Genomic DNA, 1,754 nt, shown 5'->3' with positions numbered 1-1,754 from the left:
TTGGTCTGTGCAGGATTGACGACGCAGACCCGATAGCCCTTGTTGTACAAGAACTCGGCCAGCGCTTCATGGTAGATGCCGGTGGCCTCCATCACGATCAAGGCTGAAGGCTCGACATGCTTCTGCAGCCAGGCGTGGAACTCCTCGAACCCCTTGATTGCATTGGCCAGCTTGGCTTTGGTTTTATGTTTGCCGTTAGGCAGGTATTTGGCGATGTCAAAGGTGTGTTTAGCGGCGTCGACGCCAACATAATCGGACATGATCGTCTCCAATTGGATCAATTGTGATCATCACTGCACTCTGTCCAACCTTGCGAATGCGGGCTCTCGCCAGAGACGGGCCCAAGATACCGTTCGAACTATACGAGTGAGTGTGGAGGGTTGGAGCACGATCTACGTCGCAGGCTCTAGGCCTAAGGAGCTGCACGGCTTCCAGATCCCTCCCTCGATGATCAGTCGAGAACTATCGCTCCTGGCGGAGCGATAGTCGAGATACAAGGAGCTGCCGCAGGCTGCGATCTTTTGATCTTTTGATCTTTTGATCTTTTGATCTTTGAAATAAGCCATATCGTTATTCTCTAACGGTATTTAAAATTCTTTTCTTATATCTATAAAGTCAAACCCCTGCGTACCTGCCGACCAATCGGCGCGCCGCACGAAATGAACCAACACGGGACCTCCGTGAGTTTCTGATCGACGCGCGCGCCCTTGAGCGTGCCGTGCGTGGGAGTGATTTATGTCTGCAGCTACTGCTTTCCCAAGCGTCGCGAACATCGCGCCGCAATCCTTCGACATCCGCCCGTTCAGCGGCGCCGTGGGTGCCGAAATCATCGGGCTCGACCTGGCCCGCCCGGTCAATGACCTGGACTTCTCGCGCATTCACCGTGCGCATCTGGACCATCACGTGGTGGTGTTTCGCGATCAGCGCATCACCCCGGAACAGCAAATCGCCTTCAGCCGTCGCTTCGGCGTGTTGCAGATCCACGTGCTCAAGCAGTTCCTGCTGGCGGGCCACCCGGAAATCCTCATCGTCTCCAACATCATCGAGAACGGCCAATCCATCGGCCTGGGCGATGCCGGCAAGTTCTGGCACTCCGACCTCTCCTACAAAGAGCTGCCGAGCCTGGGTTCGATGCTGCATGCCCAGGAACTGCCGGCCGAAGGCGGCGACACTCTGTTCGCCGACCTGCACAAAGCCTGGGACAGCTTGCCGCACGTGCTGCGTAAAGCGCTCGAAGGTCGCTCGGCCGCGCACTCCTACACCGCGCGCTATAGCGAAACCAAGTTCGAAGGCAACTGGCGCCCGACCCTGACCCCGGAGCAACTGGCACAGGTCAACGAGGTGGTGCATCCGATCGTCCGCACCCATCCGGAAAACGGTCGCAAGGCACTGTTCGTCAGCGAAGGATTCACCACCCGCATCGTCGGTTTGCCCGAAGACGAAAGTCAGCAACTGCTGGCCGAGCTTTACGCCCACAGCGTGCTGCCGGAAAACATCTATCGCCACCCCTGGCAGCCCCACGACCTGGTGTTCTGGGACAACCGTTCGCTGATCCACCTGGCCGCGGGTTGCCCGAGCCATCTGCGCCGCAAGCTCTACCGCACCACCATTCAGGGCGACGCCCCTTACTGATCGAACACGGCACTTCCGATAGCCAGGAGATTTTCCATGTCCAAACCCATCAAATCCGTGGCCGCCAGCATCGGCCTGGGGTTCAGCCTGCTCGTCAGTAGTCTGGTCGCCCCAAACGCCGC

Annotated in this window: 2 protein-coding genes; one reads left to right on the top strand and one right to left on the bottom strand. The window is 58.2% G+C overall.

Annotation, left to right across the window (positions count from 1 at the left end):
* On the bottom strand, positions 1 to 260 hold a 260-nt coding region (locus F8N85_RS33925), incomplete at its 3' end, for an IS110 family transposase (protein ID WP_150806867.1).
* A 475-nt stretch (positions 261 to 735) separates the two neighbouring features.
* Between F8N85_RS33925 and F8N85_RS33920 the strand changes: the two genes are divergently transcribed.
* Complete coding sequence (locus tag F8N85_RS33920) at positions 736 to 1,632, top strand: TauD/TfdA dioxygenase family protein (RefSeq protein WP_150806200.1); 897 nt, start codon at positions 736 to 738, stop codon at positions 1,630 to 1,632.
* Positions 1,633 to 1,754: the final 122 nt, after the last annotated feature.

The sequence above is a fragment of the Pseudomonas fluorescens genome (assembly GCF_902497875.1).
GTDB classification, from domain to species: domain Bacteria; phylum Pseudomonadota; class Gammaproteobacteria; order Pseudomonadales; family Pseudomonadaceae; genus Aquipseudomonas; species Aquipseudomonas fluorescens_BR.
Note: the sequence above shows the minus strand (reverse complement) of the source record. Positions and strands in the feature narration are given on the sequence as shown.